Origin of the sequence: Vibrio sp. 14G-20 (genome assembly GCF_026241515.1) — a bacterium.
GTDB lineage: Bacteria > Pseudomonadota > Gammaproteobacteria > Enterobacterales > Vibrionaceae > Vibrio.
The window spans coordinates 259,369-283,449 of record NZ_JAPHPW010000003.1; the positions used below are offsets into that span (position 1 = coordinate 259,369).

At 43.7% G+C, this 24,081-nt stretch carries 18 protein-coding genes, 1 rRNA gene and 1 other annotated feature; of the genes, 9 read left to right on the forward strand and 10 right to left on the reverse strand.

From position 1 onward, the window contains the following. Nucleotides 1-12: 12 nt before the first annotated feature. On the reverse strand, nt 13-1,128 hold the full coding sequence (locus OQJ75_RS04255) for an anhydro-N-acetylmuramic acid kinase (protein WP_265971176.1): 1,116 nt from the start codon (nt 1,126-1,128) through the stop codon (nt 13-15). A 121-nt stretch (nt 1,129-1,249) separates the two neighbouring features. On the opposite strand from OQJ75_RS04255, the gene nagZ reads away from it, so the two are divergent. The 3 genes from nagZ (at nt 1,250) to tyrA (ending at nt 4,805) form a co-directional block, all read left to right on the forward strand. Further along, entirely contained in the window at nt 1,250-2,239 is a 990-nt protein-coding gene (gene nagZ, locus OQJ75_RS04260) for a beta-N-acetylhexosaminidase (RefSeq protein WP_265971177.1), read from the forward strand. A gap of 246 nt (nt 2,240-2,485) precedes the next feature. Continuing rightward, entirely contained in the window at nt 2,486-3,559 is a 1,074-nt protein-coding gene (locus OQJ75_RS04265) for a 3-deoxy-7-phosphoheptulonate synthase (protein ID WP_017059354.1), read from the forward strand. A gap of 118 nt (nt 3,560-3,677) precedes the next feature. After that, nucleotides 3,678-4,805 (forward strand): bifunctional chorismate mutase/prephenate dehydrogenase, encoded by a 1,128-nt coding sequence (gene tyrA, locus OQJ75_RS04270; RefSeq protein ID WP_017056144.1) that lies wholly within the window; start codon nt 3,678-3,680, stop codon nt 4,803-4,805. Nucleotides 4,806-4,948: 143 nt separating this feature from the next. Here tyrA and OQJ75_RS04275 read toward each other — a convergent pair whose 3' ends face one another. From OQJ75_RS04275 to ettA, 3 genes are all read right to left on the reverse strand, one after another. Beyond that, entirely contained in the window at nt 4,949-5,959 is a 1,011-nt protein-coding gene (locus tag OQJ75_RS04275; RefSeq protein ID WP_265971178.1) for a M23 family metallopeptidase, read from the reverse strand. Between the two features lie 50 nt (nt 5,960-6,009). Continuing rightward, nucleotides 6,010-6,378, reverse strand: coding sequence for a PilZ domain-containing protein (locus OQJ75_RS04280; protein WP_265971179.1), 369 nt, complete (start codon nt 6,376-6,378; stop codon nt 6,010-6,012). A gap of 90 nt (nt 6,379-6,468) precedes the next feature. Next, entirely contained in the window at nt 6,469-8,136 is a 1,668-nt protein-coding gene (gene ettA, locus OQJ75_RS04285; protein WP_009848459.1) for an energy-dependent translational throttle protein EttA, read from the reverse strand. A gap of 263 nt (nt 8,137-8,399) precedes the next feature. Here ettA and OQJ75_RS04290 point away from each other — a divergent pair, with 263 nt between their 5' ends. Together OQJ75_RS04290 and trpR are read left to right on the forward strand one after the other, a co-directional pair. Then, nucleotides 8,400-10,349 carry a transglycosylase SLT domain-containing protein gene (locus tag OQJ75_RS04290; protein WP_265971184.1) on the forward strand — a complete coding sequence of 650 codons (1,950 nt, stop codon included), beginning with the start codon at nt 8,400-8,402 and terminating at the stop codon, nt 10,347-10,349. Between the two features lie 172 nt (nt 10,350-10,521). Then, the gene (trpR, locus tag OQJ75_RS04295) at nt 10,522-10,815 is read left to right on the forward strand and encodes a trp operon repressor (RefSeq protein ID WP_048615039.1); all 294 of its coding nucleotides are present in this window, start codon (nt 10,522-10,524) and stop codon (nt 10,813-10,815) included. A gap of 118 nt (nt 10,816-10,933) precedes the next feature. On the opposite strand, the gene yjjX is transcribed toward trpR, so the two are convergent. The 6 genes from yjjX to OQJ75_RS04325 form a co-directional block, all read right to left on the reverse strand. Then, nucleotides 10,934-11,455, reverse strand: a complete 522-nt coding sequence (gene yjjX, locus OQJ75_RS04300; RefSeq protein ID WP_248395758.1) for an inosine/xanthosine triphosphatase — start codon at nt 11,453-11,455, stop codon at nt 10,934-10,936. Continuing rightward, on the reverse strand, nt 11,418-13,796 hold the full coding sequence (locus tag OQJ75_RS04305) for a putative bifunctional diguanylate cyclase/phosphodiesterase (RefSeq protein WP_265971186.1): 2,379 nt from the start codon (nt 13,794-13,796) through the stop codon (nt 11,418-11,420). The genes yjjX and OQJ75_RS04305 overlap by 38 nt, the downstream gene beginning before the upstream one ends. 342 nt (nt 13,797-14,138) lie before the next feature. After that, nucleotides 14,139-15,314 (reverse strand): prephenate dehydratase, encoded by a 1,176-nt coding sequence (gene pheA / locus OQJ75_RS04310; RefSeq protein WP_248374068.1) that lies wholly within the window; start codon nt 15,312-15,314, stop codon nt 14,139-14,141. A gap of 12 nt (nt 15,315-15,326) precedes the next feature. Beyond that, nucleotides 15,327-15,448: a sequence feature (Phe leader region), on the reverse strand. Between the two features lie 110 nt (nt 15,449-15,558). After that, nucleotides 15,559-15,894, reverse strand: a complete 336-nt coding sequence (hpf, locus tag OQJ75_RS04315) for a ribosome hibernation-promoting factor, HPF/YfiA family (RefSeq protein WP_004735034.1) — start codon at nt 15,892-15,894, stop codon at nt 15,559-15,561. 446 nt (nt 15,895-16,340) lie between these two features. After that, on the reverse strand, nt 16,341-17,765 hold the full coding sequence (locus tag OQJ75_RS04320) for a lytic transglycosylase F (protein ID WP_323054451.1): 1,425 nt from the start codon (nt 17,763-17,765) through the stop codon (nt 16,341-16,343). Between the two features lie 139 nt (nt 17,766-17,904). After that, nucleotides 17,905-18,633 (reverse strand): outer membrane protein assembly factor BamD, encoded by a 729-nt coding sequence (locus tag OQJ75_RS04325; protein ID WP_248374069.1) that lies wholly within the window; start codon nt 18,631-18,633, stop codon nt 17,905-17,907. A 137-nt stretch (nt 18,634-18,770) separates the two neighbouring features. On the opposite strand from OQJ75_RS04325, the gene rluD reads away from it, so the two are divergent. The 4 genes from rluD to OQJ75_RS04345 form a co-directional block, all read left to right on the forward strand. After that, on the forward strand, nt 18,771-19,745 hold the full coding sequence (gene rluD / locus OQJ75_RS04330) for a 23S rRNA pseudouridine(1911/1915/1917) synthase RluD (protein ID WP_009848467.1): 975 nt from the start codon (nt 18,771-18,773) through the stop codon (nt 19,743-19,745). 2 nt (nt 19,746-19,747) lie between these two features. Then, nucleotides 19,748-20,488: a peptidoglycan editing factor PgeF gene (gene pgeF / locus OQJ75_RS04335; RefSeq protein WP_265971191.1), complete on the forward strand. Its 741-nt coding sequence runs from the start codon at nt 19,748-19,750 to the stop codon at nt 20,486-20,488. A gap of 142 nt (nt 20,489-20,630) precedes the next feature. Then, the gene (clpB, locus tag OQJ75_RS04340; protein WP_248374070.1) at nt 20,631-23,204 is read left to right on the forward strand and encodes an ATP-dependent chaperone ClpB; all 2,574 of its coding nucleotides are present in this window, start codon (nt 20,631-20,633) and stop codon (nt 23,202-23,204) included. A gap of 599 nt (nt 23,205-23,803) precedes the next feature. Continuing rightward, a 16S ribosomal RNA gene (locus OQJ75_RS04345) occupies nt 23,804-24,081 on the forward strand; the annotation flags it as partial.

The window sequence follows — 24,081 nt, forward strand, 5'->3', positions numbered from 1 at the left end:
TTCTAAAATGGTTTAGTCAGCACGATAGAGAACGCCTAGAGAGGCCGCTCTGCTTGCGCCAGTCACTTCTGGCAAATTGCTTGGCAGTTGATGAACATGACGTTGAGCAAGCCACGCAAAAGCCATCGCTTCCATGTAATCGGCATCAACGCCTTTACTGGTCGTTGAGTCAACATCCCAACTTGGAAGCAGTTCGGACAATCTCTTCATCAACAATGGGTTTCTTGTACCACCGCCACACACATACAGTGCAGGTTGGTTACCCAAGCGATAAGCTTTCACTTCATTGGCTATCGTCAATGCGGTGTATTCACAAAGCGTGCACTGAACATCTTCTGCCGTAAGATCTTTAAATTCTGTAAGCTGTTGCTCTAGCCAGGGTAGGTTGAACAGCTCTCTGCCGGTACTTTTCGGTGGCATTTGAGATAGATAAGATTCATTTAACAGCTGTTCGAGCAAGGCTTGATTGAGTTGACCTTTAAGTGCGAATTGCGCATCACGGTCAAACTTCTCGCCCGTGTGTTTATCAACCCAAGCGTCCATCAACATATTGCCTGGGCCTGTATCATAACCAAGTGTTGGCTGATTCGGGCGCAGCACTGAAATATTCGAGATACCACCAATATTCAACACCACAACCGAGCTGTCTTGCGGGTGGAAAATTGTATGGTGGAAGGCGGGGACTAACGGTGCACCTTGTCCGCCAAGCGCCATGTCTTTGCGTCTGAAATCGGCGACGGTTTGTATATCTGTTTTCGCGGCAATGATATTGGCGTCACCCAACTGCATGGTAAATGGCGAATCACCGGTTGGCTGGTGGAATACCGTTTGGCCATGATTCCCAATAGCCGTAACTGAAGATGCTGGGGTGCCTGACTTTTCGAGAAGTTGCAGAACCGCATCAGCAAATAGATGACCAAGCTGGTGGTCGAGTTCACCAATAGCAATCAAATCCGTTTTTTGACCAATACACACCTCAAGCAGGCGTGCCTTAAGGTTATCAGGCATAGGGAACTCATCATGAGCGAGTAATGTGATACCAGTGTCTTCTATCGAAACTAAGGCCGTATCAACGCCGTCCATACTCGTTCCCGACATCACACCGATATACAGTTCTTTATGATCCATTCCTAAGCTCTTGCCCTGCATTCTTAAAGTCTTCCACAGATTGTTTTAAAAACATTGTAAAGCAAATTTAAAGAGAATAATCTCGGGAAGTTTATGAAATTAGGTTTAATAAGGAATAAATATGGGACCGTTGTGGGTTGATGTTGCAGGCTACGAGCTGACAGCTGAAGACAGAGAAATTTTAGAGCACCCAACTGTTGGTGGTCTCATCTTATTTGCTCGAAACTACCACGATAGCAAACAGCTATCGGCGTTAAACAAAGAGATCCGCAAGGTAGCGAAACGTCCTATTTTGATTGGTGTTGATCAAGAAGGTGGCCGAGTTCAGCGCTTCCGCGATGGCTTTTCAATTATCCCAGCTGCTCAAGAATTCGCGACCAAGAATAATGGCGAACAGTTAGCAGAACAAGCGGGTTGGCTGATGGCGGCAGAATTGATTGCCCATGATATCGATCTGAGCTTTGCGCCAGTATTAGATAAAGGCCACGACTGTAAAGCGATTGGTAGCCGAGCGTTTGGTGAAGATGTTGATACCATTGTTCGTCATAGCAGCGCGTTCATCAAAGGCATGAAGTCGGTTGGCATGGCGACAACAGGAAAGCACTTCCCTGGACACGGTGGCGTGATTGCTGACTCTCACTTAGAGACGCCATATGACCCTAGAGATGATATCTTTGAAACCGACATGGCAATCTTCAAGGCGCAAATTGAAGCTGGAATATTGGATGCCATGATGCCAGCTCACGTGGTTTTCTCTCACTATGATGATCAACCTGCGAGCGGTTCACAGTATTGGCTACAAAAAGTATTGAAGCAGCAGCTTGGATTCAAAGGCTTGGTGTTCTCCGACGATTTAACCATGGAAGGTGCTGCTATTATGGGCGGACCAGCCGACAGAGCAAAAGCGGCCTTGAATGCGGGTTGTGACATGATATTGATGTGTAATAAACGAGATGCACAAATTGAAGCTCTTGATCACTTAGCGATTCAAGAGGTGCCTTTAGCCAGCTCATTGCTTAAAAAACACAGTTTTGATTTGTCGACGCTTCACTCGGATGCTAGGTGGAAAGCGACCTCAGAGACGATTAAACGAATGCTAGGCAGTGAGTGATAAATAAACACATAATAATTTTAGATAAGGCGATATGATAAATATCGCCTTTTTTGTATGTGTGATCCGTGGTTTAAACCTATTTATCTCTCAGAGTGAGTTAAAGTTAGTGTGTAAATTTTAATTTACACGAAATGTTTTTTATTGTTTACACTTGCAATCGTTTTTTTAGCTGTTATTGTGTTTTTAAAGATTGTTAGCCCAAATGGAAATGTTGGGTGTAAAGTTAAATATACAGGTTGAGTTATGCAGAAAAGTGAATTAAGCAATGTCAATATCATCGACGAACAGGTACTGATTACTCCTGAGGAGTTAAAAGCAAAACTGCCTTTGAGTGATAATGCTCGTCGTTTCATTCAAGAGTCTCGTCAAACTATCGCAAACATCATTCATAAGAAAGATCATCGCATGCTTGTTGTATGTGGCCCATGTTCTATCCATGACATTGAAGCTGCGAAAGAGTACGCGAAACGCCTAAAAGCCTTATCTGAGCAACTTAGCGATCAACTGTATATTGTTATGCGTGTTTACTTTGAGAAGCCTCGAACCACTGTGGGTTGGAAAGGTTTGATCAATGACCCGCATCTAGACGGCACTTTCGATATTGAGCATGGTCTGCATGTTGGCCGTGAGCTACTTGTTGAACTCGCTGAGATGGAAATCCCACTAGCGACTGAAGCATTAGATCCAATCAGCCCTCAATACCTAGCAGATACATTCAGCTGGGCGGCAATCGGAGCTCGTACGACCGAATCGCAAACTCACCGTGAGATGGCAAGTGGTCTTTCAATGCCAATCGGTTTTAAAAACGGTACCGATGGCAACCTAGGCACTGCAATCAATGCAATGCAGGCTGCTTCTTCTAGCCACCGTTTCATGGGTATCAGCCGCGAAGGTCAAGTTGCACTACTAACAACGCAAGGTAACCCAAATGGTCACGTGATTTTACGTGGCGGCAAGCAGACGAACTACGATTCAGTATCGGTACACGAATGTGAGCAAGAGTTGGGTAAATCTGGCTTAGAGGCTGCGCTAATGGTCGACTGTAGCCACGCTAACTCTCGTAAAGATTTCCGTCGCCAACCTTTAGTTGCAGAAGATGTGATTCACCAAATTCGTGAAGGCAACAAGTCGATTATCGGCCTTATGATTGAAAGCCATATTAACGAAGGAAACCAATCTTCGGATATACCTCTCAATGAGATGAAATACGGCGTTTCTATTACCGACGCGTGTATCAATTGGGATTCAACTGAGGCACTATTGAAACATGCACATACGGAATTAGTCCCGTTCTTAGAGAACCGCTTGAAAGGTTAGTCAGAGTTTTAGATTTAAGTGCCTCATCTAATGGGGCATTTTAAGATCTGTTGCTAACGAACCTGCGTGATTGTGGGCTTATAGATTGGCACGGGCTTATAGATTAGTAAGGAATAAAATGGCCGTTGAACTGAACGAATTACGCGACCAAATCGATGCTGTCGATAAACAAATGTTGGATTTACTGGCTCAACGCCTTGCTCTGGTAGAGAAAGTGGGCGAAGTAAAAAGTGAACATGGTTTACCTATTTATGTACCAGAGCGTGAAGCTGCGATGCTGGCATCTCGTCGTCAAGAAGCCGAGAAAATAGGGGTTCCGCCACAGTTAATCGAAGATATTTTGCGTCGTACTATGCGTGAGTCTTATGCCAGTGAAAAAGATTCTGGTTTTAAGTGTCTTAACCCAGAGTTGCGTTCAGTGGTTATCGTTGGTGGTAATGGTCAACTTGGCGGTTTGTTTGGCCGTATGTTCAAGCTTTCTGGCTACGAAGTGAAAATTCTTGGCAGCCAAGATTGGGATAAAGCCGATGAGATCTTAGATAATGCAGGCCTTGTGGTTGTGACGGTTCCAATTCACCTAACTGAAGGTGTGATTGCGAAGCTGGGTAACCTACCAAGCGATTGTATTCTTTGTGATTTGACGTCGATTAAATCAAAGCCTCTACAAGCCATGATGAACATGCACCAAGGCCCAGTGGTTGGATTGCACCCAATGTTTGGTCCTGATGTTCCAAGCCTTGCGAAACAAGTGATTGTTTACAGTGATGGACGTGGTTCTGAAAGCTACCAATGGTTGCTGAATCAATTTGGTATTTGGGGCGCGAGCCTGTGCCAAATGGATGCTGCTGAACACGACCATGGCATGACCTTGATTCAAGCACTTCGCCACTTCACCTCGTTTGCTTACGGCTTACACTTAAGTAAAGAGAACCCGAACATTGATCAGCTTCTGAAGCTAAGCTCGCCTATCTACCGACTTGAGATTGCGATGGTTGGTCGTCTGTTTGCTCAAGACCCGAACTTGTACGGTGATATCATTCTTTCTTCGGATGAGAATATTGAGATGATTCGACGCTTCCATAGCTGTTTCGGAGAAGCGTTAGAAATCCTAGATGGCAAAGATAAGGCTAAATTTGTTGAGAGCTTCAACCAAGTGAGTGATTGGTTTGGTGACTACTCACAACAATTCTTGCAAGAGAGCCAAAGTCTTCTAAAACAAGCACATGACTCGATTCATCGTGGTTAATACTGATTTGAAATCATAAAAAAGAGCGACCATCTGGTCGCTCTTTTTGTTTGCGCTGAACGCTATGAAAGTATTTGGCCTACAGTAGGCTAAAAGCAATTAGATCATCATAGGCTAAACCAACAGGTCTTAGCTATTAACAACTAGTTAGTCGTGATAGGTTTCTTACTCTCTTCACTCGATACGGTGTCGATGGTTGAGCTAATGTAAGGCACGTTAGTCAGGTTGATCTGCAAGCGAACCACATTATCAATCAGTTGAACCAGTGGGCCCCACTTAACCTTTTTCTCTTTCTCGAACACGTAGTTGAAGTTTTCCGGTGTCCAATCCATCAAGTATTGAGGGTTCAGTGAACGACCAAGGAAGCGTACTTCATAATGCAAGTGTGGGCCGGTTGAGTTACCTGAGTTACCACAGCTCGCAATCACATCACCTTTACTCACAAACTGACCGCTACGTACTTTAAACTTCTGTAGGTGCGCATAAGAACTCATGAAACCAAACGAGTGGCGCATAGTAATAAAGTTGCCGAAGCCTTTTTTACTTGGGCGTACTGTTTCAATGACTCCATCTGCGGGCGCGACAATATCTTCACCACGCTTACACGTTAAATCGATACCAGTATGTACATGGCGTTTCCCTGAAATAGGGTTAGTGCGGCTACCATAAGAAGAAGAGATACGTTGATAAGCCATCGGACTGTCGTTTGGGATCAAACGGAACATCGTGGCTCTTACTGCTGAATCGACTGCAGCCGCATCAATGCGATCTTCCAAAGAAATATCATCGGTAAGCAGTTCTTCATCAGCAAGGCCAAGTACTGATTCCACATCGAATACACGCTTACCAAGCAGCTGAATCGTGCCTTCTTTCTCTGTCAGTGTTTGCGATAGCGAATGGTTGGTTTCTACTTGCTCAGCATAAAGAAACTCAGTTTGTTCTTTTTCAACAATCAGCGTTTCGATCAACTGCTGTGCATCACCAGCTTGTGATGCCAGCTCTTGCTGACTTTCAAAGTGCATGTAGGTTGCTCCGCCGATCAAGGCTGGAACAGAGAAAAGAGCAGTGGTGCATAAGAGCACGGCTTTTCGGCCGAAGTAAAATGTTTGTTCCCCTTGGCTTGAGGGAATCGTAATGGCAATTTTTTTAGACATGGTTCTGTATTAAGTAAATGTTTCTAATAGAAAAAAGGGTCATGGAGATATTATTCGTTACCTAAATCGGTAAGGTGCTCAATCTCTCTAAAAAGCAGTTCATCGTCGCCAACGTTAAGTTCTATAAGACGCTTAAGGTGGCTGATACTATCAATATCTAAATGCTCTATGCGTAAACGCATTGAGGTATTGATGGTAGAGACTATCGTTGCTTCTAACTGAATGTTGATATCGCTGTTTGCGAGCGTAAAGCTGACTTGAACAGGAATATCATGGCTGAGTTGCTGAAATCCATCGCACTGAATGAGTAAACCATGAAGAGATAAGTCTTGTACCGAGCCGGACACATTTACTGGTCCTTGTGATAATTCAGTTGGTACTTGATAAACAACTCGTGAAAATTGACGTCTTTCAATCATAATTTATCTCTCTATATCGATGCGTAACGTGTAAGCCAGATATATCAAAGGCCGCTATTATTGCGGCCTTTGTTCAAAATGCAAGCGAATTTACTTAGCGATACGCTTGTACTTGATACGGTGCGGTTCTGCTGCCTGTGCGCCCAGAGTTTTCTTCAGCCACTCAGTGTACTCAGTATAGTTACCTTCGTAGAAGTTAACTTGACCTTCATCACGGTAGTCTAAGATATGGGTCGCAATACGGTCAAGGAACCAACGGTCATGCGAGATAACCATCGCACAGCCAGGGAACTCAAGCAGTGCTTCTTCAAGTGCACGTAGAGTTTCAACGTCAAGGTCATTGGTCGGTTCATCGAGTAACAATACGTTACCGCCCGCTTTTAGCAGTTTAGCTAGGTGAACACGGTTGCGTTCACCACCAGAAAGCTGACCGATGATTTTCTGTTGGTCGTTGCCTTTGAAGTTGAAGCGAGAGCAGTATGCGCGAGCAGGGATTTCGAAGTTGTTGATCTTAATGATATCAGCGCCTTCAGAGATCTCTTGGAATACTGTTTTGGTGTCATCCATGCTGTCACGGAACTGATCAACAGAAGCAAGCTTAACAGTTTCGCCAAGTTCAACTGTGCCTGAGTCTGGCTGTTCTGCGCCGCTTAGCATCTTGAATAGTGTTGATTTACCTGCACCATTGGCACCAACGATACCAACGATAGCGCCTTTAGGCATGCTGAACGATAGGTCGTCGATAAGAACACGATCACCAAATGACTTAGTTAGGTTCTTAACTTCAAGTACCTTATCACCTAAACGCTCACCTGGTGGGATGAACAGTTCGTTGGTTTCGTTACGCTTCTGGTATTGGCCAGTCGTCATTTCTTCAAAACGAGCCATACGAGCTTTAGATTTAGCCTGACGGCCTTTAGGGTTTTGACGAACCCATTCAAGTTCTTTCTCGATTGTCTTTTGACGTGCGCTTTCGCCTGCTTTTTCTTGCTTAAGACGCTCGTCTTTTTGCTCTAGCCAAGACGTGTAGTTACCTTCCCATGGGATACCTTCACCACGGTCAAGTTCTAGAATCCAGCCAGCAGCGTTGTCTAGGAAGTAACGGTCGTGGGTAATTGCCACAACTGTACCGCTGTAATCAACAAGGAAGTGCTCAAGCCAAGCCACTGATTCTGCATCCAAGTGGTTGGTTGGTTCATCAAGAAGCAGCATGTCTGGCTTCTCTAGAAGTAGACGACAGATCGCAACACGACGACGCTCACCACCTGATAGGAATTCTATTTTCGCATCCCACTCAGGAAGACGAAGTGCGTCAGCAGCACGCTCTAGAGCTGTTTCTAGGTTGTGGCCGTCTTTTGCTTGAATCAGTGCTTCTAGTTCGCCTTGCTCTTTAGCAAGAGCATCAAAATCTGCATCTGGTTCTGCGTAAGCTGCGTAAACTGCATCGATACGCTTAAGTGCGTCAGCAACGTCAGAAACCGCTTCTTCTACGATCTCACGAACCGTTTTTGATTCGTCTAGTACAGGTTCTTGCGGTAGGTAACCGACTTTAAGGCCTTGCTGTGCACGAGCTTCACCATCAATATCAGTATCAATACCAGCCATGATACGTAGTAGGGTAGATTTACCTGAACCATTTAGACCCAAAACACCGATTTTAGCGCCAGGAAAAAAGCTAAGAGAAATGTCTTTAAGAATTTGACGCTTAGGTGGAACAGTTTTGCTCACCCGAGACATGGTATATACGTATTCAGCCATTGCCGATCGATCCTAATTATTGTTCAAAATTGTCTGCTATTTTATACCAATATCCCTAAAGATGTTACTCCTAGGTCAGAAAAGCCATTCTTGAACTAATCCTTACCTATTATTGTCACATTGGTCATTAAAACTATATTTAATGAGCTTCTGAGGCGAAGTGTTAAATATTAATAATATTTACACTCAAACTCTTTACATTTGATGTGATGTCGGGCGTAAATAGATTTCACGTATTCATACACGCACTAAGGAAAGAGCGAATGTTTTTCCGCATTGGTAATACGAAAATTGCTGTTGCTGCATCAGCAATTTTGTCTTCATTTTCACTGGCTCCGATGGCTATGGCTAACAACACCTCCGAGCTTGAAATGCAGCGTGATGTTTATGACAGAGCGCAAGAGGTTTTAGACAACCGAGACCTAAAAGCTTACTCGGCGCTACGTAATAAAATTCAAACATACTCTTTAACTCCATACACAGATTATCGCGCCTTTCTGATTGGCTTAGGTGATCGCACTCCTGCTGAGGTCGATGCTTTTATTGAAAAGAACAAGGCACTGCCATTTTCTAATCGAATGCGCGCGCCTTATTTGGATTCATTGGCTTCTCAGAAGCAGTGGAAGACCATCCTTGAATTTCAAACCAAAGAGCCTGTCGGTGAAAAATACCAATGTATCTATTATCGAGCACATTACGAGCAAGGTAATCAAGAACTCGCGTTTAAAGGGGCGAAACAGCTTTGGTTGAGTGGCAGTGGTGTTGATGATGCCTGTGACCCTCTGTTTAAAAGCTGGGATCAAGCAGGGTTAAGAACCGATGAGCTGATTCTGGATAGAATGCTGCTAGCGTTCGAGGGCCGTAACGGTAAGTTAATGAGCTATCTGATTAAGCAATTGGATCATGATGAGTCAATTGCTCAAGCTAAGCAGATGAAGGCGTTGTACAACAAGCCTGAAAACGTACTCGCGTTTGCAAAGAAACACCCTGTGAATGAATTCTATCAAGCTCAAACCGAGTTTGGTTTCGAGAAGTTGGCAAGGAAGTCATCAAGCAGTGCACAAGAGGTGTTTGATGATGTCATCAAAGCTCAGAAATTTTCGAAAGAGAAATCTCAAGAACTTGCTGATTATTTGACGTTCCGTTTGATTAACACCGATTCTGAAGAGTTGATGGCGTGGCGAGACAAAATGCTCGCGAGTTCATCAAAGCAAGTTCTGCTGGAACGACGCGCTCGTTTAGCGATTCAACATGCCGATTGGACGGGGCTGAAAGAGTGGATAGCGCGCTTGGATGACAAACATCAGGCTTCACTACGTTGGCAATATTGGCAGGGCAGAGCTGAAATCGCGACGGGCGATACTGACAAAGGCAATAAGCGACTATCAGATATCTTGGGTCAGCGTAATTTCTACAGTGTGGCTGCAGCTAAACAGTTAGATGAGCCGGTTCAATACCCAACGTCGACACTTAAATACAATGCTGAAATAGTGAAGCCATTCGATACCTCTTTGGTGCGTATTAGCGAGTTGATTGACCGAGATAAAATTGCGGCAGCAAAGAGTGAATGGCGTTGGTTGTTAACCAATGCTGATAAAGATCAGAAATCAATGCTTGCCGCTCATGCTGCGACACAACGATGGAATCACTTTACCGTAACAGCGAGCATCTCGGCGAAGATGTGGGATAACATAGCCTTACGCTTCCCTGTTGCACATAAATGGTGGTTCAACTTCTATGCCGAGAAGCACGATATCGATCCTATCACCTTGATATCTTTAGCAAGACAAGAGAGTGCGATGGATTCAGAGGCTCGCTCTCCAGTTGGCGCTCGTGGCATCATGCAAATTATGCCAAAGACGGCGCAATACACGGCGAACAAACATAAGATTAAGTATCAGGGTAGCGATGATCTTTATGATGTCGGCAAGAACATTGAGATTGGTAGCCACTATTTAGATGGTTTGCTTGCTCAATATGACAACAACCGTATTTTTGCTTTTGCCGCTTACAACGCAGGGCCTAGCAGAGTAAAACAGTGGCGTTCACGCAGTGATGAAAAGCTCGATGCCTTTGCATTTATCGAAATGATCCCATTCAAAGAGACTCGCGGTTACGTTCAGAATATCTTGATGTTTGAGACCTACTATCGAGATATCTTGGGTGAGAAAGGGACGTTTTTAGCGCCCCATGAGGCAAAAGCGAAATACTAAGCCTTCGGCATTTGATCCGAAACTAAGTAAGAATAAAGGCAGTGAGTGCGAACCATTTCCACTTACGGCCTTTTTACATTGGATCGCATCAAGTGTTTCGGTATAAAGTGTTAAACGCTTTCAATCGTTAAGCGACTCTTTAAAGTCAGAATTTAAAAGTAAGTGTAGAGATATGGCATCACAACCTGAATATGATAATTGGCAACAACTGATGGACTTGGTAAAGACGGCTGTCGAGAAAGATCAGCACGAGCTGTTGTTGACCATGATGATGACACCAGACGAGCGAGATGCTCTGGTTGCTAGAATTAATATCTTCTGTGAGCTAATGAAAGGCGATATGTCTCAACGACAGGTGAGTCAAATGCTGGGAGTAGGTGTCGCGACGATAACCAGAGGCTCAAATGAGCTAAAGGCCAAATCTGAACAAGAGAAAGCCGTGATCGCCGACCTATTGCTAAAGTAATAACGGAATTCAGCTATCCTTGGATAGTGAGAATACGAATTCGAAAAACGCTAACTGAATGTTAGCGTTTTTTATTTCTGAAGATTGTTCTCTGAACCTTTCTAAGTTTAACGAAGCACTAAATAGGAAAGTGTTCAGGATTCACAAATGGAATCAGCGCTAAGATTAATGCTTGGTGATAGACCGAACTGCGTGACAGTTGGTTATGCGTCAGTAGGCTAATCGCGCCACCTTTCTGCTTGATATTATCGGTACCAAACACTTCGTCCATTACATCCCCTAACTCGTTTGCATGCTCTAACTTTTCAAGCACAGCTGGTGGCAGCATCAGGCTTGCTGAACGAGACTCTCCACGTTGACCATTGGCTTCGATCACCATCCAAGCAAAAGTGACGTTTGTTTCTATTCCCGCTTCTAGACCAACATAGAAGTCGGCATCAGGCTGAGCTTGAGTTGCGTTGTGAACTCGATTCACGGCACCTTGATAGGTTTCATCATTGCTCATCGGTTGATCGGCGACACCGCTAGGGACGCTGATGCCTTTGAAATCAAATTCAGTATCAGGAAAAGCAGATAAGAACGCACTTTTAACGGCGTTAATTTTAGCTGGGTTCAGCGATGCGATGATTACAGATTTCATGTGTCGGATTCTTTTTGTTGTCGATTAGATTGAGTTGATGTTGTCGGTACCATTCACTCAACTCTTCTAGTGGCATAGGTTTACCAAAGTAATAGCCTTGCAGCATATCGCACTGTGCATCCTGTAACCACTGGTGCATGCCTTGAGTTTCAATCCCTTCGGCGGTGACTTTTTTCCCCTGAGCATGACACAACCCGATAACCGGTTTTACGATGTTCTGGTTATCGGTTTCAATTAAGGTATCCAAAAACGCTTTATCCAATTTAATTTTCTGAGTTGGATACTGCACCAGTTGAGTGATAGAGGTGTAACCGGAGCCAAAGTCATCAATCGCCAGTCGATAACCCATGCATGACAGTTCGTTCAGCAATGGAAAGCCTTCTGAGTTTGAGTAAAAGGTTTCAGTGATTTCAAAATCGATCAGGCTTGGTGGGATTCGATTTAACTCCTCGTGTTCTTTAATGAAAACCGCAAGGTGAGTAGTTTCAATACCAGCCGAAGATAAGTTGATCGACAATTGAATTGAGTGATCAAATTGAGCCTGAAGTCGATGGAATGAAGCAAACGCATTCTGTATTACCCAGCGGTCGACATGTTCGAATAGCCCGGTTTGTTCGGCAATTGGGATGAACTCATCGGGTGGAACCAAACCAAGTTGCTTCGAATTCCAACGTAATAAAACCTCAACGCCAATTACATCAGTCCCGGTTGAATCCATATAGGGCATGTAAACGAGCCTGAATTCATCATCAAAATTCTTACCTCTAAGCGCCCGTTCAATGTCTGCTTGGCGTTGAATGGCTTTGTCTAAATCCCGTGAATAGTCAGCAAATTGGTTTTTACCTGCACGCTTGGCTTGGTACATCGCGGTATCCGCGTTCGACAGTAGCTTCTCGATTGAGTCACCATCATTAGGGTAGGTCGCAATACCAATACTGACCGTAATCGGAAAGCTTCCTGATTCGGTGACAAAGCCTTTTTGTAGGGGAGTGAGTAAATCATTCGAGAATCGATGCGCGACATTGCCTCGCTGGCTAGGAGCGTTAATGTAGACAACGAACTCGTCACCAGAAAGTCGGGCTGGCATGCAGTGAGCGTCGAACTCCGCTTTATAGTGGCGACAAATATCTGAAATACGCTGAGCAAAAGAGACCAGAATCGAGTCGCCGATTTGATGCCCGTATTTGTCATTCACAAACTTGAAGTTGTCCAAGTCAAAATAGAGAACCCAGGTTTCGGTATTGGAACTCGGTTTTGGCAACGATTGCTGAACGAAGGTTTGAAACTGATGCCTATTGGCTATTTGGGTTAACTGATCATTTTCGGCCAAGAGTTTGGTTTGTTGGTAAGTGTTGTCTAGTTCCTGGTACATGTCATAGAAGCGCTGTGATAGGCGGCCAAGTTCATCACGAGAGCCTAAGCGTTCAATGTTCTTTCGTTGTTTTTTTTCGACTTGCTGTAGCTGTCGATCGAGCCGTGTTATTGGACTAATCACGGTGCGAGACAGAAGCATGAGTAACAGAGCGACAGTCACAAACGCAGACAGTGCAAACGACAAACTCAGCTTGTTCCAAATCGAATCGAGCTTGTTTTCCAATAAGAACTGCGCAGGATCGACCGTGGCGTACAGTTCTGGTGCAAGCTTGACTGAGTGAGTAACATCATTTTCCAAAGAAACCGCTTTGGATGTGAAGAACAAACTGGTTTGGTAGTCGAACTCTATTTGCTTTCTCAGTGCATTAAACTTGTCGAGAGAGACAGATACAACAACAAAGAACACATCATCGAGTTGATTGCGTGCGGTTGGGAAAATCGCTTTTCTATCTACCTTGTCGTAGTGAACCAACATCCCTTCGCCTTGGGAGTTTTGAATATAGTTGGTACTCGATGTTGCTAGGGTGTCTTGATAGTGCTGGTCAACGTACTCCAATATCTTACTGTCAATCTGAGTGCGTGAGTTGTTGGTATTATCCGCGTAGTAACGCAGTTTTCGATCACCATTAAGAAGTGCTAAACCTGTATAGCTTTCATCGTCATCTTGCAGGAAATGTATGGCTTCTTGAAGGTTACTGACCAGTTCAAGATCGCGAGAAAGATTTTGAACAGTGAGAAAATAACGCTTCACCATATCACTCTGGGTCAAGGTGTAAGAGTAGCTATTGAGAAACGAACGAGATTGGCGAAAGTATCCGGCTAGTTTTTCCATGTTCAGCTGCAGTGCATTAGCTTCGCGTTTGATGAAGCTGCTTTTTTGCGTCGAATAAATAATATAGCTAGAAGCCGCGGTACTGATCAGTATCACAGGGGCTATCAGTAGTAAGATTTTAGTACTTAGCTTCATAGTTAATGACAACACTATTTATAAATTAAGCGCATAATTTTATGTTACTTAATGCTTACTCGCTATTAATTACACGTAGTTCGATGATTTCCTGTGAAGGGGGTAAGGTTTTGTCTTTATTGATAAAAAAAGCCACTAATGAGTTTTTGTTAGAAAGGATCAAGCAGTGGAGAGAGTAAGCGTGCAGAATGTGCGAAACAAGTGAGTTGTGTTTCAGGCATGCTAGGGTGAGTTTTCTTAGCGAGAGTAGTACTCGACTAGAGGGTGATTTAAGTATTTGGCCTACGGTAGACCAAATACTTATGTTAGCTAAAAGCTGATACTTGAGCTCTTAGCTATTAGCTATGATAACTTAACTTGAGTCGCTTTGATGTTCTCACTTGGGTAGCAACCCAACACTTTAAGGTGGCGAGTAATAGAGGTTAGTTCCGTTATCGCTTGCTGCATATTATCTGAATCCAGATGCGCCTCTAAATCGACATAGAACATCTCTTCCCAAGGGTTACCCATGATAGGACGAGATTCCAGCTTGGTCATGTTGATGCCTAAGCGTTGCAGGATTAGTAGTGTCTCTACCAAAGAACCCGCCTCTTGAGATGTCGACATGATGAGCGTCGTTTTCGCTGGTATTTGAGTCGATACTTCAACAGGCTTACGAGCCACAACGATGAAACGAGTGTGGTTCTCTGTTTGGTTTGCAATGTTGCCTTGGATTGGCTGAAGCCCATAAAGCTTGCCGCTCGAAGCATTACCAATAGCCGCTACGTCATTGCCACCCAACTCTTTAACCTTTTTCATTGCATCAGCGGTGCTTGCGCAAGACTCAAGGCTGACACCTTTAAGGCGGCTCAAGAACTCACTGCATTGTTGATGAGGTTGTGGGTGTGAATAGAGTGTTTTGATGTCTTCTAAACGGATATCACTCTTAGCAACGAGGCAGTGCTCAATCGGTTGAGAAAGTTCGCCAACAATGTATAGAGTCGTATGCTGTAGCAGGTCGTAGACCTCGTTAATTGACCCTGAACTTGTGTTCTCAATAGGTAGGACACCGTAGTCGGCATGGCCAGACTCTACTGTTGATGCGACTTCTTTGAAGTGATTACAGTTCAGCTCAATCAATTCCATATTCTTGCGGCTGAAGTATTCGCGGCTCGCAAGGTGAGAATACGATCCCTTAGAACCTAAGAATGCAACGCGAGCCAATGGTTTACGGCTTTGCGGGTTCGCTAGGTTTTGTAAGTATGACTGCTGTAGTAAAACGGAATCTTCGATGATGGTGTGGAACAGCTTGGTAATGTACTGCGCATCAAGTTCGTATTTATCTTTGCCGTTGTTGATCAGCTTAACTAATAGTTGTTGCTCTCGTACTGCATCACGAACTGGTTTTGATGTCTCTACTTTGCTTTTAGCGACTTCGATACTTAGCTTGCGACGCTCTGAAAGTAACTTCAGGAGTTCGTCGTCTAAATCATTAAGACGAAGGCGGATATCATCCAGTGAAATTGAGCGGTCAGTCATAAATGTGTCCTTATAAAAAAGCCTCCCTAGTGTGGGAGGCTTCTTGTTCGTTTTTGACTTGTTTTTCTAAAACGACTTAGCCTCCGATTTACGGAAGAAAAAAGAAGTCAAAAATAAACAAAGATTGAGTGTGCATAAAAAGTGATTGTTTTATGAATGTTTAAACACAATAAGCAAGCGAGCTACGAGCGTCAAGCAAAAAAATAGCGCCCTGAGGCGCTATTTTTTAATCTGTTCTCTTTCCTTATTCTACTTCAGCTTCTAGCTCTTCGATTTCAGGCTTTTCAGCGCGGCGCGCTTCTGGTTTATGGCGTAGCTTGTTGAGTTGACGCTCTAGTTTTTGTTCTACTTCGTTGATCGCTACGTAGAGGTCGTCATGGATTGATGAAGCAACAAGTTGGCCTTTTGGTACTGTTAGAACCGCTTCAAACTTCTTCTTTTTGTTTGGTTCTTCGCTAAAGCTCGCTTGGCAGCCTATGATGTCTACTTGCCATTTATCCAGCTTTTTAAATTTGCTTTCTATGTGATCACGGATTGCAGAGGTAATGTCGATGTTTTTACCAGTGATGTTCATTTTCATAGAAGTTTTCCTCTGTTGTATCCCTCATGGGTTAACTTCAGATTACGACTTTTAGGAATGAATAATGTGATCTGGATCTTATTTTGGTCGGGTGGGGTAAGCATTAAAATCAAATGTGATCTTACGCAAGTCTTGATATGTTTTTGGCGGAAAATGCTTGTTATCCTTATGAAAAACGATAACTTGTAGGCAAGGCTTCGCTAAAAATTAAACCAGTTTTTAGGGGCGTCTTACAGCTTATAGAAAGTACTTGATTGAAATACACTCAATAGTGTTTTGTGATAAAGGTCTCGTGATATAGATCACTACGTAAGCTTCTTCAGAATTAGATAAACAAAAGCCGCATAAGTTTGTTATGCGGCTTTTGTGTTTTTAGCCTTACCTAATACCTTTAGCTCTACAGCTCTACAGCTCTACAGCTCTACAGCTCTGGAGCTGAGGCGATCCTAATCGTTAGTGTTAAGTAATCTCGTGGTACCGTCCTCTCGGGTGGCATTGATAGTTTGTAATTGTTTATAGATTACGAAGTAACGATTAATGTTGGCAACATAGGTTACGGGTTCTTTACTCACGTATTTGCGAGTGATGATTTCTACGTTTTTAAACCAGATGTTTGGGTTGTAGCCTTTTTGCTTGGCAAGGTGTCTCATCTTTCTGATTTTAGCGGGGCCCGCGTTGTAAGAAGCCAAAGTGAAGTAGATTTTATTGTCCGGTGATATTGCTGGGTCGTCAAAATATCGGTCTTTGATAAAGCGCATATATTTCACACCTGCATGGATGTTGTTATCCACTTTATGGATGTTCTTGATGTTGACGTTTTTATCTTTTGCAGTACTCGGTAGTATCTGCATCACACCAATAGCCCCTCGATGAGAAACTCGGCTCTGATCCAGCCCTGATTCTTGGAAACCTTGAGCTGACATCATCAAAGGATCAAATTCATACTTGCTCGAATACTTTTCAAAGACATCTGAGAGTTTAGCCACTCGGTCTACTTTATTCGGGTCGAGTGCTCGGCCCAACCAGCGAGTATTGTCGATGTATTTCTGGTAGATGACGTTTCCAAGCAGGGTGCCTGTTCGTGCGGTTTTGACGTATTTGTTTATCTCTTTCTTCAGTTGAGGGCTGTCTTTTCTTAAAGCCCAAGCAATACGACCATTTTCTCGCAAAGGTAAGTCGTTATGGACTTGAATATTTTCCATTACATCGGTCCACAGTTTCGCTTTATGGTTATCTAGAATTGTGCCTTGTATGTAGCCTTGGTTAACCAGCTCTATCAGCTCATAGTCCTGTAATGATTCCTCGATAAAGTGAACATGCACTGGTGGTAAACCTAGTTCGTTAAGTTCTTTATTGACTCTTTGTACACTCTCGAAGTAACTCGAACTTGCTCGGATCCACACCTCTTTACCGCTCAATTGCTTGATCTCGGTGAGAGGTTTGGCCTTTTTCCCTGTGATAATGAGTTCTTTACCATCTTTAATCATCGGATCTGAAAAATCGATGGTTCGTAATCGTTTGTCGGTGATCGTTAGGTTAGCGACAGCGACATCACCATAGCCAGATTCCAAAGAGGGAATTAGATCATCTCGTTGCACGGGGATGATTTGAACGTTGAGGTAGGGATGTTTCTTACGAAGACTTTTTTCAAAGTGGTAGAGCATTTCTGCCACAATGCCTTTTGGCTTGCCATCCTCGATGTAATAGAAACCAAGATCGGCAGACACGAGCACTCTAACTGTCCCTTTGGTTTTGAGCGCATCCAAGTCGCCCATGTAAGGCTTATTGCTTAATGGGGACAGTTCTAATGCGTAGGATAATTGGTTAAATAGCGATATCCAGATAAATAATAACAACCTACTCACATCCACACTCCATGTTGATGTTTTGTTAAAAGTTATCTTTTGAAGATACCGTGTATTGTGCGATTCATCAAGTTTGCGATATGTGGATAAAAAAACGCGCTAGTAAATTAGCGCGCTTTTTGGATTGAGATGACAAGAAGTTTAATTAAGGTAGTGGGTTTAACTCAATCAACTTTTCTGTTCTTAACACTGCATCTTCTAGTCCGAGCTGCTCGTAGGCTTCTAACTGTATTTTCAGAGATTTACGCGCAGCAATGGTGTCTGGGTAAGTTTTTTGTAGCTCTTGCGTTCTGTTGATCGCAGCAATCCAAGCTTCACGACGCAGATAGAAATCAGCGGTTGCTAGATCGTAATCAGCCAAACGGTTTTTAAGTGCGAACATGCGTTTTTGTGCATCTTCAGCATATGGGCTTGCAGGGAAACGTTCTAAAAGTCGTTTGAAATCAGCAAACGCTAGTTTCACTGGTTCTGGATCTCGGTCGCTGCGATCGATATTAAAAATATCGTGCATGAAGTTTCGATCTTGAGCCATGTGTGTCAGGCCACGCATGTAAAGAACCCAATCCTGTTTTTCATGAGTTGGGTTTAAGCGTAGGAATCGTGAAATGGTGGCAAGGCCTAACGCCAAGTCATCATTTTTGTAGTACGCGTAAATCAGATCCAGTTGTACTTGTTCAGAATAGGCGCCGAATGGGTAACGAGAGTCTAAGGCTTCTAGCTTTTCGATTGCAGAAAGCCAGCTACCACTCTGCAGTGATTCTTGGGCGTCAGAGTAAAGAACCGATGGCGGTACATCCGGTACTATTTCTTCACTACTTGAACAACCAACTAAGAGTGATACGGCTAATAGACCCGATAAAGTAAGGTGTTTCATGTCAGGCGTCGATTCCTTGAATTAAATATTTCGTAAGCTTCCGTTACTTTCTAACCAGTAACAGATACAATGATGCAATTATTCTATTTTATCCATACTAATGGGTATTAGTCTCACGGTTTTTAAAAAAGTTCGATATGGCTCAGCAGATAACATTAACAGACACAGTAAAAAGCAGCCAGTTAGGTCAACGTTTAGACCAAGCTGTCGCTGAACTATTTACCGATTTTTCTCGCTCTCGTATTAAAGAGTGGCTTCTTGACGGCAAAATCCAAGTGGATGGCGAAGTTATCACTAAACCGCGCACCATAGTTTTGGGCGGTGAAGCGATCATCTTACAAGCGGAGCTTGCGGATGAAGAGCGCTGGGAAGCACAAGATATTCCGTTAGACATTGTCTATGAAGATGATGATTTATTGGTTATCAATAAACCTCGCGATCTGGTTGTACACCCAGGCGCAGGTACGCCGGATGGAACCATACTAAACGCATTGCTTTTCCATTACCCTCAGATTGCTGAAGTACCTCGTGCGGGTATTGTGCACCGTCTTGATAAAGACACAACAGGTCTTATGGTTGTGGCTAAAACGGTTCCAGCTCAAACTCGTCTTGTGCGTGCTCTTGCTAAACGTCGTATTACTCGTGAATATGAAGCAATTGCAATTGGCAAAATGACTGCGGGTGGTGTTGTTGAGAAAGGCATTAGCCGTCATGCAACGAAGCGTACGTTAATGGACGTTAATGAATTGGGTAAGCCTGCGGTAACTCACTACCGTGTTGCGGAGCACTTCCGCGAACATACTCGTATTCGTTTGCGCCTAGAAACGGGTCGTACTCACCAAATCCGTGTTCACATGTCATATCTTCAGCATCCGCTGTTAGGTGATATTGCGTACGGTGGTCGTGCACGTATTCCTAAAGGTGCATCTGAAGAGCTGACGACAATGATTCGTTCTTTTGATCGCCAAGCGCTACACGCTGTAATGCTGAAATTTGTTCACCCGATTACTGGTGAAGAAGTTGAGTTCCACGCACCTGTGCCGAATGACATGGTTGTGATGGCTGAAGCGTTGCGTGTTGATGCTCGCGAAAACATAGAAGACGACATTTAATCATGTCAATGATCATCCCTGACTGGAATGCTCCTCAAAACGTGAAGGCATTTGCTTCGACTCGTTTTGATGGCTTTTCTACAGGAGCTTATCAAGGGTTAAACCTCGGTATGCACGTTGGGGATGATGCTTCGCTTGTTGAAAGCAATCGAGCGTGGCTAAAGCAACAATCTAAGATGCCCACCGCTCCGGTATGGCTAAATCAGACTCACTCAACAGATGTCGTTACGGTTTTAGAACCTGTGGCGAATGTGCTTGATGCGGATGGTGCATTTACCACTGCAACGGGTGTTGTTTGTTCTGCGATGACAGCCGATTGCTTACCGGTCATCCTTACCGATACCAAAGGTACTCAAGTTGCTGCAGTTCATGCCGGTTGGCGTGGTCTTGCTGGTGGTATTCTTGAAAATGCCGTCGCAAAGTTCTCAAACCTAGATTCAGATAACTCGATCATTGCTTGGCTTGGCCCTGCAATTGGTAAAGATGCATTTGAAGTTGGCGACGATGTATTGGACGCTTTTGTTCGTTTTGACCCTCAGGCGAAATTAGCATTTCAAGCCAAAGCTGAACCGGGCAAGTGGCTAGCAAACATGTCTCAACTTGCGATTCAACGATTAATGAAAGTTGGCGTGACTTCGGTGACAGATTCAAATCTATGTACATACGCAGATTCAGATGCTTTCTATTCCTATCGTCGTGATGGTATTACTGGGCGTCAGGCGACATTTATTTGGCTAGAGTAATCTCTGACTAGCGCAACCACTCATCCAGCTCATTTATATTTTCATATAAGCTCTATTCTTCATTCTTATCCCTTGAAAATCCGCGTTACCGTATCCATCTTCTAACCATAAGATAAACATATCTAAGAGTAGGAAGGTTGGCATGCGTCTCGATCGATTCACTAGTAAATTCCAAATTGCGATATCTGATGCTCAGTCGCTCGCATTAGGTCGTGATCACCAATATATAGAACCTGTACACCTAATGGTGTCTTTGCTAAATCAAGATGGCAGTGCGATTCGTCCATTGCTCACCATGCTGAATATTGACGTGGTTCAATTGCGTTCTAAATTAAGCGAAATATTAGACCGAGTGCCAAAAGTTAGTGGTATCGGTGGTGATGTTCAGCTCTCTAACGCAATGGGAACGCTATTCAATCTATGTGACAAGGTCGCGCAAAAGCGTCAAGACAGTTACATATCTTCAGAAGTATTTCTACTCGCTGCAATTGAAGACAAAGGTCCTTTAGGAAACTTACTTAAAGAGCTAGGTCTCAGTGAGCAAAAACTATCTCAAGCTATCGAGCAAGTTCGCGGTGGTCAAAAAGTTGATGACCCGAATGCGGAAGATAGACGCCAAGCATTAGAGAAGTTCACCATTGATCTGACTGAAAGAGCAGAGCAAGGCAAACTCGATCCTGTGATCGGTCGTGATGATGAAATTCGTCGCACGATTCAAGTCCTTCAACGTCGAACTAAGAACAACCCTGTCATTATCGGTCAACCCGGCGTGGGTAAAACCGCGATTGTCGAAGGTTTGGCTCAGCGCATTATCAATAATGAAGTTCCTGAAGGCTTAAGAGGCCGACGAGTGCTTTCATTAGATATGGGTTCATTGGTAGCGGGTGCTAAGTATCGTGGTGAATTCGAAGAGCGTCTAAAATCGGTGCTTAATGAATTATCGAAAGAAGAAGGCAATGTCATTCTCTTTATCGATGAAATTCATACGATGGTCGGTGCAGGTAAAGGCGAAGGCTCTATGGATGCGGGCAACATGCTGAAACCAGCATTAGCTCGTGGTGAACTGCATTGTGTCGGCGCAACAACGCTCGATGAATACCGACAATATATAGAGAAAGACCCTGCTTTAGAGCGTCGATTCCAAAAAGTGATCGTGGACGAACCAACCGTTGAAGACACAGTTGCGATTCTTCGAGGTTTGAAAGAGCGTTATGAACTTCACCATCATGTAGAAATTACCGACCCTGCTATCGTAGCGGCGGCAACGTTATCTCACCGATACGTTTCAGACCGTCAGTTACCAGATAAGGCGATTGATCTGATTGATGAAGCGGCTTCGAGTATTCGAATGCAGATCGACTCAAAACCAGAGTCACTGGATAAGCTCGAGCGAAAAATCATTCAATTGAAGATCGAGCAGCAAGCTCTTACTAATGAAAATGACGAAGCCAGTGAAAAGAGGCTTCGCACGCTGCAAAGTGAACTTTCTGAGAAAGAACGCGATTTTGCTGAACTTGAAGAAGTTTGGAACGCTGAAAAAGCGGCGTTGTCTGGCACACAACATATCAAGTCAGAGCTAGAACAAGCTCGGATGGATATGGATTTTGCACGACGTGCTGGTGACCTTAACCGTATGTCTGAATTGCAATATGGCCGAATCCCAGAATTGGAGAAGCAGTTAGATCTCGCGACTCAAGCTGAAATGCAAGAAATGACCCTGTTACGTAACAAGGTGACTGACGCTGAGATTGCCGATGTCCTTTCTAAGCAAACCGGCATCCCGGTTTCTAAAATGCTAGAAGCAGAGAAAGAGAAGCTTCTGAAAATGGAAGGTGTTCTGCATAAGCGGGTTATCGGTCAAGCGGAAGCGGTTGAAGTTGTGTCGAATGCAATTCGTCGTAGCCGTGCTGGTTTGTCTGATCCGAATAAGCCAATTGGTTCGTTCTTATTTTTAGGGCCAACTGGTGTCGGTAAAACGGAACTGTGTAAAACATTGGCGAACTTTATGTTCGATAGTGAAGATGCCATGGTGCGTATCGATATGTCTGAGTTTATGGAGAAACACTCTGTTGCTCGTTTAGTTGGTGCTCCTCCGGGTTATGTGGGTTATGAAGAAGGTGGGTACTTAACCGAAGCCGTTCGTCGAAAACCTTATTCTGTGATTCTGCTTGATGAGGTAGAGAAAGCTCACCCAGATGTTTTCAATATTCTATTGCAAGTTTTAGATGATGGACGATTAACTGACGGACAAGGTCGCACGGTCGATTTTAGAAATACCGTGGTAATCATGACATCGAATCTAGGTTCAACCCGTATTCAAGAGAACTTCAATACATTGGATTACCAAGGGATTAAAAATGAGGTTATGGAAGTGGTGGGTAAACATTTCCGACCTGAGTTTTTGAACCGTGTTGATGAAAGTGTCGTGTTCCATCCATTAGGCCAAGAGCACATCGAATCAATTGCTGCTATTCAGCTTGAGCACTTGAAAAAGCGAATGGAAGACAATGGGTATGAACTCGAAGTTTCAGAAAAAGCGCTCAAGCTAATCTCTCAAGTTGGTTTTGACCCTGTATATGGTGCAAGGCCTCTTAAAAGAGCAATTCAACAAACTGTAGAAAACCCATTAGCGAAAGCGATACTGGCTGGAAAAATAAATCCAGATAAGAAAGTGCAGCTATTAGTGAATAACGACCGAATTATTGCTCACCAATAATCAGACTATTAACAATAGGTACGATTAGCCGAAATTAAGGCTTAATCGTACCTATTTTGAACGCTTTGTGTGAATAGTGTCCGAACGATCGCCTGCGGCGGTTTTTTTTCGTTTTTGGTCTTGTGCAAAGGGAGATTCTCTCTATAATGCGCCTCCATTGCCAGGGATAACCAAGCGGTTTGAACTAAGTAATGAGACGACATTAAGCATTTAAGATGCTTTGAAAAATTAGCTGGAAAAAGTGTTTGACACTGGAACCCAATTCGCTAGAATGGCCGTCCACTTAGAGAGGCTCCTTACTAAAAGGAACGCTCAATAAGTAAAGCTCTTTAACAATTTAAACCTATCAATCTGTGTGGGCACTCGTTGATGAATATCAAAACGTTTTATCTTCCCTTTTTATTAAGAGAAGTAAAACAGATTCCTCGGAATCAACTTTGGTTTCAATGAACTGAGTGACCAATACGAATAACTACTTTCTCTTGTAGAAAGAAGATATTTGGCACAGTCAATTCATTATCTTTCTGTTGGAAAGATAATAGCTTTAGAATTACTTTTTGTAGTTTTGAAGTCAGTATTCATTGAGCCGACAAAATCTTAAATTGAAGAGTTTGATCATGGCTCAGATTGAACGCTGGCGGCAGGCCTAACACATGCAAGTCGAGCGGAAACGACATTATTGATTCTTCGGAGGATTTAATGGGCGTCGAGCGGCGGACGGGTGAGTAATGCCTAGGAAATTGCCTTGATGTGGGGGATAACCATTGGAAACGATGGCTAATACCGCATAATGCCTACGGGCCAAAGAGGGGGATCTTCGGACCTCTCGCGTCAAGATATGCCTAGGTGGGATTAGCTAGTTGGTGAGGTAATGGCT

Excerpts from the sequence above, each read along its gene's own strand:
- OQJ75_RS04255 (WP_265971176.1), bottom strand. The coding sequence starts at position 1,128 with ATGGATCATAAAGAACTGTATATCGGTGTGATGTCGGGAACGAGTATG.
- nagZ (WP_265971177.1), top strand. The coding sequence starts at position 1,250 with ATGGGACCGTTGTGGGTTGATGTTGCAGGCTACGAGCTGACAGCTGAA.
- OQJ75_RS04265 (WP_017059354.1), top strand. The coding sequence starts at position 2,486 with ATGCAGAAAAGTGAATTAAGCAATGTCAATATCATCGACGAACAGGTA.
- tyrA (WP_017056144.1), top strand. The coding sequence starts at position 3,678 with ATGGCCGTTGAACTGAACGAATTACGCGACCAAATCGATGCTGTCGAT.
- OQJ75_RS04275 (WP_265971178.1), bottom strand. The coding sequence starts at position 5,959 with ATGTCTAAAAAAATTGCCATTACGATTCCCTCAAGCCAAGGGGAACAA.
- OQJ75_RS04280 (WP_265971179.1), bottom strand. The coding sequence starts at position 6,378 with ATGATTGAAAGACGTCAATTTTCACGAGTTGTTTATCAAGTACCAACT.
- ettA (WP_009848459.1), bottom strand. The coding sequence starts at position 8,136 with ATGGCTGAATACGTATATACCATGTCTCGGGTGAGCAAAACTGTTCCA.
- OQJ75_RS04290 (WP_265971184.1), top strand. The coding sequence starts at position 8,400 with ATGTTTTTCCGCATTGGTAATACGAAAATTGCTGTTGCTGCATCAGCA.
- trpR (WP_048615039.1), top strand. The coding sequence starts at position 10,522 with ATGGCATCACAACCTGAATATGATAATTGGCAACAACTGATGGACTTG.
- yjjX (WP_248395758.1), bottom strand. The coding sequence starts at position 11,455 with ATGAAATCTGTAATCATCGCATCGCTGAACCCAGCTAAAATTAACGCC.
- OQJ75_RS04305 (WP_265971186.1), bottom strand. The coding sequence starts at position 13,796 with ATGAAGCTAAGTACTAAAATCTTACTACTGATAGCCCCTGTGATACTG.
- pheA (WP_248374068.1), bottom strand. The coding sequence starts at position 15,314 with ATGACTGACCGCTCAATTTCACTGGATGATATCCGCCTTCGTCTTAAT.
- hpf (WP_004735034.1), bottom strand. The coding sequence starts at position 15,894 with ATGAAAATGAACATCACTGGTAAAAACATCGACATTACCTCTGCAATC.
- OQJ75_RS04325 (WP_248374069.1), bottom strand. The coding sequence starts at position 18,633 with ATGAAACACCTTACTTTATCGGGTCTATTAGCCGTATCACTCTTAGTT.
- rluD (WP_009848467.1), top strand. The coding sequence starts at position 18,771 with ATGGCTCAGCAGATAACATTAACAGACACAGTAAAAAGCAGCCAGTTA.
- pgeF (WP_265971191.1), top strand. The coding sequence starts at position 19,748 with ATGTCAATGATCATCCCTGACTGGAATGCTCCTCAAAACGTGAAGGCA.
- clpB (WP_248374070.1), top strand. The coding sequence starts at position 20,631 with ATGCGTCTCGATCGATTCACTAGTAAATTCCAAATTGCGATATCTGAT.